This window comes from Pedobacter psychrodurus, from assembly GCF_004331735.1.
GTDB classification, from domain to species: Bacteria; Bacteroidota; Bacteroidia; order Sphingobacteriales; family Sphingobacteriaceae; genus Pedobacter; species Pedobacter psychrodurus.
Genome location: NZ_SJSO01000010.1, coordinates 34,721 through 50,819, shown reverse-complemented (window position 1 = coordinate 50,819; position 16,099 = coordinate 34,721). Strand labels below are relative to the sequence as shown.

Annotated in this window: 13 protein-coding genes and 1 tRNA gene; 8 read left to right on the top strand and 6 right to left on the bottom strand. The window is 35.0% G+C overall.

All coding sequences use genetic code 11. The annotated features are described in order from the left end of the window. Window positions 1-22: 22 nt before the first annotated feature. The 8 genes from EZ456_RS13645 (at window position 23) to EZ456_RS13610 (ending at window position 8,064) form a co-directional block, all read left to right on the top strand. Window positions 23-1,210 (top strand): alginate lyase family protein, encoded by a 1,188-nt coding sequence (locus tag EZ456_RS13645; protein WP_131531024.1) that lies wholly within the window; start codon window positions 23-25, stop codon window positions 1,208-1,210. A gap of 1 nt (window position 1,211) precedes the next feature. Beyond that, window positions 1,212-2,384, top strand: coding sequence for a glycoside hydrolase family 88 protein (locus EZ456_RS13640; RefSeq protein WP_131531022.1), 1,173 nt, complete (start codon window positions 1,212-1,214; stop codon window positions 2,382-2,384). A gap of 1 nt (window position 2,385) precedes the next feature. Beyond that, on the top strand, window positions 2,386-3,507 hold the full coding sequence (locus EZ456_RS13635; protein ID WP_225876544.1) for a glycoside hydrolase family 18 protein: 1,122 nt from the start codon (window positions 2,386-2,388) through the stop codon (window positions 3,505-3,507). Window positions 3,508-3,514: 7 nt separating this feature from the next. Continuing rightward, entirely contained in the window at window positions 3,515-4,981 is a 1,467-nt protein-coding gene (locus tag EZ456_RS13630; protein WP_131531020.1) for a glycoside hydrolase family 30 protein, read from the top strand. Window positions 4,982-5,000: 19 nt separating this feature from the next. Then, entirely contained in the window at window positions 5,001-5,825 is an 825-nt protein-coding gene (locus EZ456_RS13625) for an SDR family oxidoreductase (protein WP_131531018.1), read from the top strand. Between the two features lie 60 nt (window positions 5,826-5,885). Then, window positions 5,886-7,049, top strand: a complete 1,164-nt coding sequence (uxuA, locus tag EZ456_RS13620; protein WP_131531016.1) for a mannonate dehydratase — start codon at window positions 5,886-5,888, stop codon at window positions 7,047-7,049. Between the two features lie 498 nt (window positions 7,050-7,547). After that, window positions 7,548-7,760, top strand: a complete 213-nt coding sequence (locus EZ456_RS13615) for a hypothetical protein (RefSeq protein WP_131531014.1) — start codon at window positions 7,548-7,550, stop codon at window positions 7,758-7,760. Between the two features lie 230 nt (window positions 7,761-7,990). After that, window positions 7,991-8,064 (top strand) — tRNA-Arg (locus tag EZ456_RS13610). 357 nt (window positions 8,065-8,421) lie between these two features. Here EZ456_RS13610 and EZ456_RS13600 read toward each other — a convergent pair. The 6 genes from EZ456_RS13600 to EZ456_RS13575 are packed head-to-tail and all read right to left on the bottom strand — an operon-like array spanning window position 8,422 to window position 15,634. After that, entirely contained in the window at window positions 8,422-9,141 is a 720-nt protein-coding gene (locus EZ456_RS13600; RefSeq protein WP_131531012.1) for a hypothetical protein, read from the bottom strand. Beyond that, window positions 9,138-9,788 carry a DUF4145 domain-containing protein gene (locus tag EZ456_RS13595; RefSeq protein ID WP_131531010.1) on the bottom strand — a complete coding sequence of 217 codons (651 nt, stop codon included), beginning with the start codon at window positions 9,786-9,788 and terminating at the stop codon, window positions 9,138-9,140. Before EZ456_RS13595 ends, EZ456_RS13600 begins: the two co-directional genes overlap by 4 nt. After that, entirely contained in the window at window positions 9,785-10,402 is a 618-nt protein-coding gene (locus EZ456_RS13590; RefSeq protein WP_131531008.1) for a hypothetical protein, read from the bottom strand. Before EZ456_RS13590 ends, EZ456_RS13595 begins: the two co-directional genes overlap by 4 nt. A gap of 2 nt (window positions 10,403-10,404) precedes the next feature. After that, window positions 10,405-12,408 (bottom strand): DEAD/DEAH box helicase, encoded by a 2,004-nt coding sequence (locus EZ456_RS13585; protein ID WP_131531006.1) that lies wholly within the window; start codon window positions 12,406-12,408, stop codon window positions 10,405-10,407. Between the two features lie 56 nt (window positions 12,409-12,464). Beyond that, complete coding sequence (locus EZ456_RS13580; protein WP_131531004.1) at window positions 12,465-14,768, bottom strand: helicase-related protein; 2,304 nt, start codon at window positions 14,766-14,768, stop codon at window positions 12,465-12,467. Continuing rightward, a complete protein-coding gene (locus EZ456_RS13575; RefSeq protein ID WP_131531002.1) occupies window positions 14,735-15,634 on the bottom strand; it encodes a HamA C-terminal domain-containing protein in 900 nt (299 codons plus the stop codon). The genes EZ456_RS13580 and EZ456_RS13575 overlap by 34 nt, the downstream gene beginning before the upstream one ends. Window positions 15,635-16,099: the final 465 nt, after the last annotated feature.

Sequence of the window (16,099 nt, the reverse complement as noted above, 5' to 3'; positions counted from 1 at the left end):
TAGCTAACCAAATATATAACCAATGAAAAAAATTATCCCCTGTGCATTATTGGTGCTGCTCTGTTTTACCGAGATAGTATTTGCTTCCCTGAAACCCGATCCGAAAGGAACGGATTTAAAAAAACAGGCAGAGGCTTTGTTAAAAAAACAAATTTTAGCTGAAGCTGCTTGGGCCATGCAGCAAAAACCGGTTACGGTTACCGCTTCATCTTCGCCAAGAAGTGCAGGTGGAAAGCATGATTTCTTCTCAGAAGCGGATTATTTCTGGCCCGATCCACAAAATCCAAATGGCCCTTACATCAATAGGGATGGACTCACTAACCCCGATAACTTCCTCGACCATCGTAAAGCAATGGTTCGTTTTAGTAAAATAATCGGTGCTTTAGCCTCAGCCTATAAAATTACTGCAGATGAAAAGTATGTTAAGCAGGCCGTTAAACACTTTCAGGCTTGGTTTATCAATTCAGAAACCTTGATGAATCCGAATCTACTTTTTGCACAGGCCGTAAAAGGTAAATTCACAGGCCGTAATTATGGTATTATCGATACCATTCATTTAATGGAAGTAGCTCAAGGCGCATTGATCATGGAGAAAGCGAAAGCGTTCGATCCACAGACTGCTAAGGGCGTAAAAAAATGGTTTGCTGATTATATCATATGGTTAAATACCAGCAAGCCGGGCATCCAGGAAAAAACCGTAAAGAACAATCATGCTACCTGTTGGGCCATGCAGGTGGCTTCGTTTGCTAAACTTTGTGGTGACGAAAACATGCTCGATTCTTTACGTACCAGTTATAAAACCATCCTTTTACCTAACCAAATGGGTACTGATGGTAGTTTTCCATTAGAAATGGCCAGAACAAAACCTTATGGTTATTCAATCTTTAATCTCGATGCGATGACCATGCTCTGCCAGATCTTATCTACACCAAAAGATAACCTCTGGAATTTTGAAACAGCTGATGGTAAATCTATCAAAAAAGGGTTAAGCTATTTATATCCATTTATTGCCGATAAAAGCAAGTGGACCTTAAAGCCCGATGTGATGTATTGGGATAACTGGCCAGTAGCCCAGCCTTTTTTGCTGTTTGGTGCAGTACAATGCAATCAAACCAATTGGTATCAAACCTGGGCAAAATTAGACCATCAGCCTCAAGTAGAAGAAGTAATTAGAAATTTACCTATCCGTAACCCATTAATCTGGTTATAATATGAACTTAAAAATAACAATAACGGCACTAAGTGTATTGTCTTTCAGTATAGTAAAGGCACAAAAAACTGATGTGAAAAAAGCATTTGCATCAGCAGCGAAACAAACAGAGGTATTAGTCAAAAATGTAGATTCGGCCAGGAAAGTAAAGCCTAATCTGGTTTCACCACGGACTGTGGAAAATGGCCAGTTTAAAATGGTGGTATCAAAAGATTGGACGAGTGGCTTCTTTCCTGCCGAATTATGGTATTTATATCAGTATACCAATGATAAAAAATGGCTCGATCTTGCTAAGAAATACACTGAAGATATTAAAAGAGAGCAATTTAATAAAGGAACCCACGATTTGGGATTTATGATTTACTGTCCATTTGGAAACGGATACCGTTTAACAAAAGATACGGCCTACAAAGCCGTGATTATTCAGGCGGCAAAATCATTGTCTACAAGATTCAACGTCAAAGCAGGCGTGTTAAAATCATGGGATCATAATGGCGATAAGTGGAAATATCCGGTAATTATTGATAACATGATGAACCTTGAACTGTTATTCGAAACCACCAAACTAACAGGCGATTCATCTTTCTATAAAATTGCAGTAACGCATGCCAATACCACAATTAAGAATCATTTCAGACCCGATTTCAGTTCTTATCACGTAATCGACTATGATACTTTAACAGGCAATGTGCGCCAGAAGGTAACCGCCCAAGGTTATGCCAATGAATCGGCCTGGGCACGTGGACAAGCCTGGGCACTATACGGTTACACCATGTGTTACCGTGAAACTAAAAATAAAGCATATTTAGCTCAGGCTGATGGTGTTGCAGGTTTTATCTTAAATAATAAAATTACACCAACTGATGGGATTCCGTATTGGGATTATAACGATCCTAAAATCCCTGAGGCATCCAGAGATGCATCTGCTGCCTCAATTACAGCTTCTGCACTTTACGAATTGGCAAAATACAGTACTCATGGTAAAAAATATAAAGCCGCTGCTGATAAAATCTTAAATTCGCTAAGTACAAAGTACACCAGTAAAATTGGCGCAAATTATGGCTTTATTTTAGAACATAGCACAGGGCATCGTCCGGCGAAATCTGAAATTGATGTGCCAATTAATTATGCCGATTATTATTATTTGGAGGCCTTGCTAAGAAGTAAAAATTAAAATGAAGCGCATTAAGCTATTTATTGGTGCAGTCCTTGCTTGTGGCTTACTATTGGCCATGCAACTAGATCGGTTACCCAAAAAGAAAGTGGTTATTGGATATGTTGGCGGTTTTAGGGGTTTGGTAGATGTACGAAGAATTTCTGCAGAGAAACTTACACACATCAATTATGCTTTTGTCGACGTAAAAAACAACCGTGCTTTTTTACATCATGAAGCCACTGATACGGTTAATTTTCAGCAGTTAAATCTACTTAAACTTAAAAATCCTGATCTTAAAATCCTGATTTCTATTGGTGGATGGGCCTGGAGTGAAAATTTTTCAGATGCAGCACTTAGCGATACCTCGCGTAAAGCTTTTGCCGAAAGTGCCGTTAAAATTATAGAAAAGTTTAAACTAGATGGGGTAGATATTGATTGGGAATATCCTGGCATTGCGGGTGAAGAAGGTAATGTTTTCAGACCAGAAGACAAGCAGAATTTTACTTTGATGCTGAAAGAACTTCGCTTAGAATTGGATAGTTTGGAAAAGAAACAGCAGTCTAAAAAGCTGTTAACTATTGCTGTTGGTGGTTTTACCAACTTTATCCACCATACAGAGATGGATAAAGTACAGCAGTACCTGGATTTTGTGAACCTGATGACCTACGATTTCTACAACAGCGATTTCGCAGGACATCATACTAATCTTTATAACTCAAAAAGCCACCCGGCAGAGAATTATGCAGATAAAACCTTTCGTGAGTTTGCAGCTGCTGGTGTTCCTGCCGATAAATTAGTGATGGGAATTGCTTTTTACAGTCGCGCTTTCACCCTTAAAGAAAGCGCTAAAAATGGCTTAGGCGATTCTGTTTTAAAAAGCAGTTATGGAAAAGGATATACTTTTTTAAAAGATAGCTTGATCAATCAGAAAGGCTTTAAGAAATATTACGATAAAGACGCTAAGGCTTCTTATCTCTATAACGCAGCAAGTCGTGAATATATGACTTACGATGACGAAAGATCGGTAAAAGCGAAATGTGAATATGTATTGAAAAATAACATGGGCGGGGTGATGTTTTGGGAGTACGATTCTGATTTAAATGGCTATTTGCTTAATCAGATCAATAAAAGTTTAAAATAATATAATAATGAAACAAAATCTAAGCATCTTATTGATTTTGGCAACGGCATTTAATGTGGCTGCTCAGAACAAAAAAGTGGTTAAGCCAGTACAAACTTATACGGTGGCCAACAAAAAAGTAACGGTTTACACTACAGCAGAGAAATCTGAATACCGCATCAGTAAAACCGAAACCTTAAGTTTTGCTGAGAATAAGCAACCTTTTGAAACAGAGCCTTGTATTTTTGTTGATCCAACTGTGAAATACCAAACCATGGTGGGCATTGGAGGTGCCTTAACCGATGCTTCGGCAGAGACATTTGCAAAGTTATCTAAGAAAAATCAACAAGAACTTTTAACGGCCTATTATAGCTTGGATAAAGGTATTGGCTATACTTTGGCCCGTACCAATATTGCCAGTTGCGATTTTTCGAGTGGAAGTTATACCTATGTGCAGGATAATGATAAAGACCTTAAAACTTTTAGCGTAGCACACGATGAGCAATTTAAAATTCCCTTAATTAAACAAGCAATTGCTGCATCAGGAGGTAAACTGCCTTTGTTTGTAAGCCCCTGGTCGCCTCCAGCATGGATGAAAGATAACAACAGTTTAATTCAAGGCGGACATTTATTGCCTGCTTACCGTCAAAGCTGGGCCAATCATTATGTAAAGTTTATTAAAACTTACGAGGCTATGGGTATTCCGGTTTGGGGATTAAGCGTGCAGAACGAGCCTATGGCCAAACAAAAATGGGAATCTTGTGTGTTCACTGCCGAAGAAGAACGCGATTTTATTAAAAACTTTTTAGGTCCAACCTTACAGAAATCAGGCCTTGCATCAAAAAAACTTATCGCGTGGGATCATAACCGCGATCAGATTTTTCAAAGAGCCAGCACCATTTTAAATGATAAGGATGCCGCTAAATATGTTTGGGGCATTGGTTTTCACTGGTACGAAACATGGACTGGCAGCGGAATGCAGTTTGGTAATGTGAAACAAACACACGAAGCTTATCCAGATAAAGCCCTGATTTTTACCGAAGGATGTAAAGAAAAATACGATGTAAATAAACTGGATGACTGGACTTTAGGCGAACGTTACGGTTACTCAATGATTAACGATTTTAATGCCGGAACAGCCGCTTGGACCGATTGGAATATCCTTTTAGATGAAAAAGGTGGACCAAACCACGTAGGTAATTTCTGCTTTGCACCCGTACATGCCGATACGAAGAATGATAAATTAATTTATACAAATGCTTATTATTATATGGGGCATTTTTCTAAATTTATCCGTCCTGGGGCTAAAAGAATAGGATCGGCATCCAGTCGCGATAAATTGCAATCAACAGCTTTCTTAAATACCGATGGCAAATTGGTTGTAGTGGTAATGAATCAATCGGATGACAAATTAAAATACAGTTTATGGATTAAAGGTGAGGCTGCAACAACAACCAGTTTGCCACACTCCATCACAACATTGGTAGTAGAATAAACTTAAAAGAATTAAACAAATGGTAAAAGAAGTAGAAAGCCTGTTTTCGTTAAAAAACAAAGTTGTAGTCGTTACAGGTGCTACAGGTGTTTTGGGCGAGGCTTTTATTAATGGTTTGTGCGCCGCAGGTGCTACAATTGTTGTAATTGGAAGAAACGAAGAAGTAGCTAAACAAAGAGCGGCTGAGGTAATCGAGGCCGGCGGTAAAGCAATTTACATTATTGCTGATGTACTGAATGAACAGAATTTGATCGACGCAAATGCAACCATCATTAAAGCGTTTGGACGTATTGATGCATTGGTGAATGCAGCAGGAGGCAACGTGGCCGAGGCAGTAATTCAACCGGGTAGCGATATTTTTGACCTTAATGTTCCGGCCTTAAAGCAGGCTTTCGACTTAAACCTGTTCGGAACGATTATGCCGACACAGATTTTTGGCAAAGAAATAGCCAAGAACGGCGGTAGCATCGTTAATATATCATCTGTTTCGGCAACCCAGGCCCTTACCCGGGTATTAGGTTATTCACTGGCCAAAGCATCTATTGATAGTTATACGAAATGGATGGCTGTTGAATTAGCCAATCGTTATCAGGATAAAATCAGGATGAATGCCATTGTACCTGGCTTTTTTATCACTAACCAGAACAGGGCATTATTAACCAACGAAGATGGTTCTTTAACCGCAAGAGGGCAGGCCATCATTTCTAAAACACCATTTAAAAGATTTGGAGCCCCAGAGGAATTAATTGGCGCTTTAGTATATTTGCTAAGTGATGCCTCTAAATTTGTAAATGGAGAGAATGTTAAAGTGGATGGGGGATTTACAGCATTTTCTGGCGTTTAAATATCAGTAGAATCATATAACTTTTAATCTGTGTAATCACATTATCTGTGTAATCATATTATGAAAAAATTAGAACAAACCTGGCGTTGGTATGGTCCGAACGATCCAGTTAGCTTACAAGACGTTAAACAGGCAGGAGCTACAGGCATTGTAACCGCACTGCATCATATTGCACACGGCGAAGTTTGGCCATTAAATGATATTCAAGAAAGAAAAGCCATTATCGAGGCTGCAGGATTAACCTGGTCGGTAGTAGAAAGTGTTCCGGTACACGAAGCGATTAAAACGCGTAGGGCAGATGCAGGGCAGTATATCGAAAATTATAAAACTTCTTTGCGCAACCTATCGGCATGCGGAATTAAAATTGTGTGTTACAATTTTATGCCAGTTTTAGATTGGACCCGTACGCAACTGGATCTGGAAATGACCGATGGATCAAAAGCCCTTTATTTTAACTGGATCGATCTGGCTATTTTTGATCTCTATATTTTAAAGAGAGAAGCTGCAGAAGCGGATTATTCGCAATCTATTTTAGATAGAGCTGCAGCTAAACATGCTACATTATCGGCGCAGGATTTAATTGATCTTCGCGTCAATGTATTAATGGGGATCCCGAACGAAAAAGAAATTGAACTGGAGACTTTGCGCAATAGTATTAACGAATACAAAGCTATTGGTACGCAAGGCTTAAAAGAAAATTTGAAATTTTTCTTGTCATCTATTGCTGAGGTTTGTACAGAAGAAGGTATTAAAATGACCATCCATCCTGACGATCCTCCTTACGCTATTTTAGGTTTGCCAAGGATTGCGAGTACGCTTGAAGATTTTAACTACATTATTAAAGAAGTAGATCAGGCTTTTAACGGTGTTTGTTTCTGCACAGGCTCACTAGGAGCCGGAATGGGAAATAATGCCTTAGAAATCTTTAATGCGGTTAAAGAGCGTGTTTATTTTGCACATTTGCGTAACGTTAAAAAAGATGAAGACGGTAGTTTTTACGAAGCAGACCATTTAGGTGGTGATGTAAACATGTACGAAATCATGAAAGCATTAACAGCAGAAAATGCATTACGCGATAAATCAATTCCTTTCCGCCCAGATCATGGTCACCAAATGTTGGATGATTTGGCAAAAGAAACCAACCCAGGTTATTCGGCTATAGGCAGATTAAGAGGTTTGGCTGAGTTAAGGGGCTTAGAAATAGGGGTAACGGGGAATTATTAAAATTCACTCATTGTCAGTCTGAGCTTGTCGAAGACCTAACTGTGGAAAAACTAAAAAAAATGTTCTTCGACAGGTTATCAATGACAGAATCCATAGAATGGTCGTCATTGCGAGGAACGAAGCAATCTTAAAACGCACGCTAGTAGCGGTCGTTGTAAGATTGCTTCCCCGAAAATCGGGGCAGGCTGTCGGCTGAAAAAGCCTTCTCGCATCCGATAGCTATCGGATGACGATTCCTCACAGCCTATTACAGCAAAAAAAGACCCTCTGTCATCTATATTGATTTTATACAATAAATTATCCCTCAGGATAACATCTTTTTTTGGTTTTTCTATTAAATAATAGCATGGGCCTGCATCCCCTTATCGCCAACCGCCAATCGCTTATCGCTAACCCTTATTTTCGATAAATACACTCCAATTCCCAAAATTTTAACTCACCTTTGTCTGTGGCTTGAAATTTGAGTCTCTTAAAATTATGGAAAACAGCAATAATCCCATGAAGAAGATTTTAACGCCTTCTGTTGTGCACGATGATTTACCAGAGGTTAAAAAGCCTGAGCATTTGAGGAAAGTGTCTCCTGATCACGACAGTACCCTGCCCGAAAATCCTGAAAGAAATTACCACCACGAAGAATTAAAGAGTATAACCTCCAGTCATGACGAAATCAGGCATGCTGATGATGACATTTGGAACGGCGAAGACGCATAAATTAAAATTTGATGATGTTTTCGGCAACATATTCTATGTTTTTAGCAAAGAATAGGGGGCCTAATGTTGTTTTTTGTGACTGGAAATCAAATTTATTTAGCCTAAATTAAATTTTAATTGCTTCGTTCTTAAATACTTATTTGAAATAGAAAAAGTACCTTCTAAATAGTTTAAAATATATTTTTACATATTAAATAGAACTTCTATATTTGCAGCTCATTAAAAAATGAGCCTCGGTAGCTCAGCTGGATAGAGCGTCGGTTTTCTAAACCGAGGGTCAGGGGTTCGAGTCCCTTCCGGGGTACATTTAAAGGTCTTTAGTTATGCTAAAGGCCTTTTTTATTTTCAAACTATCCCTATTTGTTTCGCAACTGGCGCGCTAGTTTAAAATTTATTAATTGATTAAAGATATCTTTGGTCGCTTATTGATGTTATAATCTGGTTTGTAGCTTACTTGGACCTCGGTTACTTTGTAAATCTGTGTTTCTTGTATCATTTTATATCTATTAAATATGGCACATGTACCAAACTTTCAACTCAACTAAATCAAGAAGCAATGGATATAAATAGCCTTTGGTGGCTACGTGAGCGTTTATGCCGGAATTTCTTGAAATGTGTTGAGGGGAAAAGCTTAAATTGGTGCTATAGTTAGATAGAAACTCTAAGGATACTCTCTCTTCATCCTTTCTTCTAAACTCTCAACAACATTAATTCCTGATGGAACTTGCGTACTAAGCACATTATTTGTTATTATGCACTTCACCACCTTGCCGAGGTCAGTTATTTTAATTCTTGAACCCACCTGTGGGCCATCATGATCACTAGATTCTCTTACCATGCCCCAATCTGTTCTAGTCAAACCTAGAGCCTCTAAGTCCGCTGTAAAGTTCAAGAGCACTAAAGACTTTTCGTGACTGCCAAAACTTAAAATATCAGCAAGATACAGTCTTCCTATAATGAAAGCAACTCTCTTGTAAAGAGAATACGTAATCTCTCCTCGAGCTAAATACCTTGCAGTTTGCCCTAGAAGTTTTGCTTTTTCAATATCATCGAACCTTTCAATAGCAACTAACGACACCTTCCCAAACTTTTGACTATACGATAAGTCCTCCTGGATTTTATCTATCATCTTTTTTCTCTTTGTAGTTGGTTCTTCGCCGATTTCTCTCAAGAACTCGATTATCTTCTCCATGAATAGAAAGTCACGAACTGCAAGAGTTGCTTTAAATCCTTTAGTGAAGTAAGACACTATAGGTATTCCATCACCCATATCCAGAAACTTTTCAATTGAGTAATCAGCTGATCCTCCTATAATATCAAGAAGATTATCTTTTACAGTTGATGCTTCAAGGCTATTTTCAATGTTTGTTATTTCATTCATACACCTTGTTTATTGGCTTGCCTTCTGCTAGTCAGTTGATTGTATTGGTTTACCAAATGATACAAATAGGTAATTAATGCATCAAAGAAGTCGATCGAATCTTTGGCATCTTGCTGTGTAACAATTAGATCATGAGAATGCGCTCCATCATTCCCTATTAGCCTCAATTCATTTGCCCAATTATATAATGTATCATCTAGTATCTGCTTGCTTCTCAAGCCAAGAAGTTTGGTTGCAAGATTTCCTTTTGATTCTCCCTTGTCTTTACAAATAGCTTCAATTCCTTTCCTACACATGATTACGCATGCTTCATATGCTTGAGCTCTATAACATTTGTATGCCTCTGCGTAAGGTTTAATTACGATTTCAGGAGCGTTCTTTAAAGCAACATTATCAGCATTGGGATATAACTGAGTTGACGAATTAACCCATGAATGTTCTTCTATATTTATAAATTCCTCTTCAATAAGGATAGGACGTTCACAATTAAGGCACTTACAAAGAATAATCTCTTGACCTTGGTTTTGCAATTCATCTGTATAGCTAACATTGAGTGTATAAGTAAAAACAATATCGGTCTCAACTACCGAGTTGCAGTTTGGACAGTAATTAGGTCTTTTGTGTAAAATTGTGTCTTGATCATTCATTCTCTAAGAAATAGACAGTTTGAAGTAATATTCAATATGCTTTCAAAATTGGCCTCAATAATTTCAAGATCTAAGCCAAGTTTGTATGTGGAATATGAAGAATAGTTTATGTCTAAATGGTGTAGTGGATGTAATTTGCCATTTTCATTAGCCTCATCTTTATCGTATCTTACATAAGCTGGTTCAAATTGAAAAATTTCTTCTAAGAAACAAAGAGCATCAACTTCTGAGCTATCTGATTCAACCCAAAAATTCATTGGTGAAGGATTTAATCTGAAATCCGAATTCAACAATATTGCTCTAGCTGACGACAATAGTTTGCTGTCAACGATTATTCCAGAATAAGTTGTTATATCTAATATTTCATCTCCATCAATAATCACAGTGAAAGGAAAGGAAACACTGAAAAATTTATCTTTCTTGTAATAAAAAATACGACTCATTTTGTCAATTAATAACTTTAATTTACAATCCGATTGTATGTCGTTAGGCAAGTTAAGTATTAGTAATCTAGCAGAATAAATAATTAATTTTGCATAGTCAATCTTATCCCTGATTGGGAAAAAGAAGTCGTTCTCTTGAAATGATAAAATATTTCGATTTACCAATTTCATAATTAATCCTTTATGTATTTGATGTTGTCCTTAACAAATTCAACAAGTGTGTCTTCATCCTCTTCTCCCATATCCATCTCTTGTGAAATCTTTATCAACTTATCATGATATTTTTTCTCAACTTTTAAAAGATCAAAAATCTTCTTCATCAAGTCATAGTGGGAGATGTTTTTAAGATTATACTCAAATCTTGTTCTTATTAATTTCTTTTCACGCGTAGATGGTTCTTTAATAACCATTTCTTTTGTTTTCAAAATTTGTTTCAAGCCATCAACCATCTTTTGCGTTAAACCAGAGGCCGTGGTAGGTGGAACAACAAAATAGGATTTAATAAATGATCTCGTTAACATTGTATATAACGAATTCCTGTAGCTTGGATCTTTAGTGATTTTTTTAGAAATACAAATAACGAAAGGAAATTCTAATCCTTTTACATTATTTCTATTACTTATTAAAATAGTTTTTGGAAGTTTTTCCTTTGATTCATAAGCTTTATTTACATCCCATTTCAGCTCGAGATTTATTTTAAATTCCAAAACATCAGCCAACTTGTAAATCTCTTTATCATGGTCCAATAAGATTATTCCAATGTCATCAGGTGATGCGGTTGGATTTTCGGCAATAATTTTTTTCAGTATGTTAATAACAGTATCTGAGGCTTTTTCTTTAATCGGAATCAGTTGAATGCTCTCAAAGCTTTCTTCTACATCTTCAAACCTCCTCAATGGCTCTCGACTTAAATGTAATTGTTCTTCTTCGTCTTTATAAACATTATAACCACAATCTTCCCACTCCTTTTTCTCAAGCCACCTTAACTTAGTGTCTTCAAACAATCCCATTCCTAATGCATGAGCAAACATCAGTGTTTTAGGATCAGTCCTATAGCATTTACCTAATAAAAAATCCGGAGCGATAGAGCTTGATATTTCTGCATCAAATATACTTTGAAATATATCTCCAGCTATATAAATGTTATTTTCAGTCACCAAATCGCAAAGTTCAATGAAATTAATATCGAAATCTTGGCTTTCATCTATGAACATGTAGTTAAATGCAAATGGCATTTTTGAGTCCTTAAATTTTTCTCGGATATCTTGGCAAGCTAGGCTACAGGCTTTGCTAAAAGACATTTGATAAGAATATCTGTAATAAGGAATCTGATACTTAGAACAGATATATCGATAGGCTCCGGAATTGGGTGAAGAATTTGATCCCCACGCATGTGCACACCATAACCTAGTTTCCCACTCAATCTGTTGTTCGACTTTCATAAAGTTGAAAAATGATGGGATTCTCTTTTTTAGATTGTCGGCTAAAATTTTATTATGACATGTGAAAAATATTGTTGATGAATTATCGGTTGTATATAGATCTTTCAATTTATGCAAAAGGAGTTCAGTCTTGCCTGTTCCTGAAAGGCCTTGGATTCTAATTTTTTTCTTTTGAGGTTTTTGGTAAACAAAACGAGTTTGGTCGCCGTCAAATAATTGTATTTTCTGCTTAACCTTATCCAATGTTGTCAGTGGAACAGTCTCCTTTACCCTCTCAATATCGTTAATACTACCGATAAATAGCGAAATTAATAGATCAACTTTTTTCTTTTCTGATTCATCATTAATTTTCAACTCGTCGAATAAAGTATCAATACTTGTGATATCTTTAAAATTTATATCTGTTTCAACTAAAGATGTTCTCCAATTCCTTGGCCTTCCTATTACATCCTTATACAGAAATTTATCAGAAATAGAACCAACATCCTCTATAACATCTTCAATGAAATTCTCGAAGGCTTCATTATTGTTCCCATAATCTAGAAATAGAATTTTGCTTTTAGGCGCTAGGATTATTAAAGCGCTTTTATAAGCATAATTGTATTTGACATCCCCAAGCGGTTTATTCAAAACATAAATTAGTTCTTTGGAATAATCTGCATAATCTCCTAATCGATTTAATAAATCTGCATTTTTAGAATTCTTTTCTGCTTGAAGGTAAAAATAACTACTCATATTGATTCATTTATGCACAAACTTAGATTATTAAATATTCTTTAGAATGGGTATTTTCAATTATTACTGTCGGTTCCGCTAATTATTTTTTCTATTCTATTAAAAATTGTTAATTCATAGCTATCAAAATTAGCTTTAATCTGATTAGCACTTTCAGGGCTTTCATAATATTCAACAACATTTGATGGCACACCATAATCACTAGCAATACGTCCAAACTCTGTGAGAGCATTATATTCTAACTTGACTAAGAGGCGATCAATGCCGATAATTTCCTCAAATGACTTATTGTTTTCTTGAGCTTGGATAAATCGATACATGATATTAAAAACCCCTATATATTTTACGACTTGGTATTTTAAAGTGTTGTAAACGAATTCGGCTGTGTCTGAAATGGCTTTGTCGATTTTAATATTTTGGGAAATTTTATACTTAATAGAACCAATAAAGCCACCGGTCAAATAAAAATGCAATAAATGAGTTAGAGTTGAATAATCTCCGTTCAAGCCTTTATAATCGATTAAAAATTTTAGTTTCTGATTTTTTACAATTGGATGAATTACTTTTAAAATAACTTGAAAACCATCGTAGTCAATATCCAATTTATAATTAATAACTCTGATAAGTGTTTTTATTAACTCTAGTTCCGAAACAGTTAATTTTTTAATTTCATCATAAATTGTAATTTTATCAAGCCTACTTACAACCTTATACAGGTTAAAAATCTCATCAGGAATACCTCTTTTTTCTTGTTCGGCTTTGATGTCTGTTTTTCTGTCTTGGTCAGCTTGTGATAGGAATTCGTCTTTCGAATAAAATAAATCTATTTCATCTTTTGGTGCTTTTAAATCATAATTTTTGTGCTTTATGCCTTCAGGTTCTGACTCAATTGCTTTCATAAATTCATTTTGAAGAACTATAACTCTTCCAGAATAATGATATAAAAATCTGCCTGCTCTTCCTGCAATATTTTTGGCATCAAATTTCTTTAATTCTTTATCTCCTTTTTTACTATGTAAAACAATTAAATTTTTTGCAGAAGTATTGACCCCTTCTGTAATAGTAGTTGTTGATAGCAATACTTTTAACTGAGCAGAATTAAATAATGAGATAATCTCCTTTTGAATATACTTTGGTATCAAACCGTGGTGAACTCCAATTCCTTTTTTCAATGCTTTGATTATCGTCCAATCTTTGCTGAAATTTTTTGAAATATGATTGATGAAGTCACTATAATTGTTATCTGAATGATTATTGAAAATATTAGATTCTAAAAGTGTCGTTGCGTTAGTTTCAGTATAATTTCTGGTGGAACAATAAACTATTGTATTTTCATTAATTTCATTTATTTTTTTTACTATTTCAATTAGTCTATCTGACTTTCTATTTGTTTCAAAATCAAACTCCAAATATTTATCAACGTCAATGTGCTTTTTGGACTTAATATCTTGGAATGATTTACTTACGATTTCATATTGGTTATAGTTAAGTAGTTCAATTTTATTTTGAGTCAGAAAATTATCAAATGAATTATTATATCCATTTTTATTAGGGTCGTAAAAGTCTATATATGGTCCAGCTAATAATACATCAACATTATTTTCCAACGCATAAAATACAGACAATCTATATGCAACATCTCTTTCATTTTCTTTTACTTCCTCATCAAGTAAATACTCGTTGTCAATTTTATATATTTCATCAATAAATGCGAAATTAAAGTCTATACTAGTCGGATTTTTTTCTTTAAAAGATAAAAATCGTTCGGGTGTGTAAATAAATAAGTTGTTTTCTTCAAATTTAGTTACTTCACTTAAAGTGTGTATTTTGTATTTCTCTCTAAAATATTCATAGTTTTCATCGGATATTAATTTTTCCAAATTCTCTGAAAGTAACGCAATTGTTGGGAAAATTAAAACTACGTTTCCGTAGTTCATTTTTCTAATTATCTCAAAAACTATGTGCGTTTTGCCAAATGAAGTACTTGCAGATAAAAAATATCTGTTTAATTTGCCCATTTCAAACAAGTCCATAATTTTCATCTGGAATTTATGGACTTTTAGATTTTCATTTGTGTGTAATGTACTTTCGTATAGTAGTGACGAAAAGGTATTTAAGTTATATTCTTCAATTTCTGTTGAATGATTAAATTGAGTATTGAGTGTGTCAAAATAGTGAGGAATGCCAGCTATATTTGAAATATATTTTAAAAATTTCAAATCAGATTGATTTAAAGAATCGTTTTTTATTTCGTTGAAATAATCACACACAGATTTAATAAGAATATCATCAGATATTTCTTTTGCATTGAATTTATTGATCTGTCTTAGTACATTAATGGTTTCTTCAATTCTATCCATTTGATTACTTCTTCTTTAATTGCTTTTACGTCTTTCATTGGAACCAAAATAAAAAAAATAGAATAATCAACAGTTATACTGAAGGTATTTGCGGTGTATTTATCCTGAATATATTTTGGAATATTCTTAATGCTATCATCATAACCTAAATCGTCTTCTTCGTACAGTAACATTACTGGATAAACCAGTTTCATGTTATGCTGATTAAGCTCGTCAATAATGGATAAGTAGGGGTTTTCTTCCCAGTCTTTTACGACTGCTTCTATTTTGGAACCTTTATAATGTAGATTATTAATGTGGTTTGAAATTGCAAATACATTTGTTTTCAAATAATCGTCCGAAATAGCTTTGTCAATATTTTTAAATATGCTATCTATTCCAGTTTTATAATTTCTATGAAATTTAACTTCTCCAAACCAAAGTTCCGTTTGATTATTATTTTCAATCAAATGGTAGGAATCATATCCTTTCGTTTCTGAATTTTCTAATGGATTATAAAAGTATCCTCTTGCTATCAGTGGTTGAGATTTAAATAGAACATACAAAACACTAAACAAAATGACTTCCCCTAGAAAACCATATTTTATTTTTTGGTCAAGGTCTAAATCTGGATTGTACTTTAATCTTTTTTGTAGGGCTATATAGTGTAGTTTGTCATAGTCCTTGTTTTCAATTTCAAATTCGTTAAATGAATACTCTAATATTGAATTGTAAATAATTTCGGTAAAATCATTTTTATCTATTGATTTGAAACATTGATCATTGTCGACTGACACAATAGTTTTTGTTATACCTGCCGCTGGATTTGGCAAATCATACTGGTAAACAATTGTTTTTTCTATAAGGTCAAGTAATGATTGTCGCATGAGTCATTCGTAAATTAACAAATTAGAATATGCACTGAGTCCCTGTAAGAAATATTAATTGAGAATTGCGGATACATTAATTTGATTTCACTAATATAATAAGGAAAATAATACGATTCTTATGGAAAACCGTAAATACTCATATTTAGGATGCTCACCGCTTGCGAACAGAGAAAATGTGTGAGGATCAGTAGTTGCAAGCAACGGGATCCGATCTATGTTTTTAACACAAGCGTTAGCGCAGCATTTTCGATTGCGCAGGTGAGCTGAAAAGTGGAGCCTCACTAGATTTATCCAGGATAAAGCGAAGCAAATCCTAGATAAAGATAGAGAGAGAAGGCTCACTAAGTTATCCGTATTGTCAGAATCAAAACTATAATAGAAACATAGTGAATGGTTGTTTTTTGGAGTTACCTATAAACCATCGTTTTCTTACGCAAGGAGGCTGCTGGGGTATTCCTAACG